Source organism: Mycobacterium sp. 1245801.1 (genome assembly GCF_001673055.1).
Lineage (GTDB): Bacteria > Actinomycetota > Actinomycetes > Mycobacteriales > Mycobacteriaceae > Mycobacterium > Mycobacterium europaeum_A.
In genome coordinates this window covers 1-806 of sequence record NZ_LZKY01000196.1, presented here as the reverse complement: position 1 = coordinate 806, position 806 = coordinate 1, and the positions used below count along the sequence as shown (strand labels likewise).

Genomic DNA, 806 nt, shown 5'->3' with positions numbered 1-806 from the left:
ACCAAGCGAGAGGCCGACGCGGGCAAGATCGGCAACGATTGGCCGTTGGGGCGCACCGGGGCATGGTGCAGCGTGGCCAACGGAAGCCCGTGGTGTTCAGCGACATTGGCCGCGATCTCCTGGTAAGTCTGACCGGCGAGCACCAGGTCGGCTCCGTCCGCCAGTGACGTCAGTGTCTCGTTCATCTGCACCCAGGCCCCAGTGCTGACTTTCCACAGCTCGCGTCCCCACTCCGATAGGTCACGCATTCTCCAGAACGTGCTGAACACGGAGGTAAAAAAGTTGCGGAACACGTCCAGCCATACCCGTGTCTCCGCTCCGTAGGGCACCGCGGTAAGCCCGGCCGATTCCGCGAAGTCAACCAGGTCGGGCGGGACCGCGATGCACACGTCGTGCCCTCGGCGCTGCAGCTCACGGCCGACTACAACCGACGGCTCGATATCGCCTCGAGTCCCGTAGCTCGCCAACACAAATCTCATTGCGGATCTCAAACTTTCGGTTGTCGCGCCGCCCGGCGACGTATCGTTCCCGAACCGAGCCAAATGCCGACGACGCGGGTCGACGTACCCACGGCCGGCCACAGCCCCGGTGCCCACATCTCCGGTAGAGCCAGAGCCTAGACATGGCTCCGCGGCGACGGCAGGTTTCGGCGTCCGCCGCCCACATTGCCAACGGGTTCCGTGAGTCAGCGCAACTCGCTGAACTAGCACTGGGTGTCCGGTTATGCTGCGGTCGTCTGGGCCGAGGGCGTGGGCCGCCGCTTGCAATCCGACGATGCGCCAGGGAATCGAACAGTCATGACCGCG

At 64.8% G+C, this 806-nt stretch carries 1 protein-coding gene; it reads right to left on the bottom strand.

Translation table 11 applies throughout. From position 1 onward, the window contains the following. A partial coding sequence (locus A5622_RS12520) for a glycosyltransferase (RefSeq protein WP_197508003.1) occupies window positions 1-479 on the bottom strand: 479 nt, incomplete at its 3' end. Window positions 480-806 lie beyond the last annotated feature (327 nt).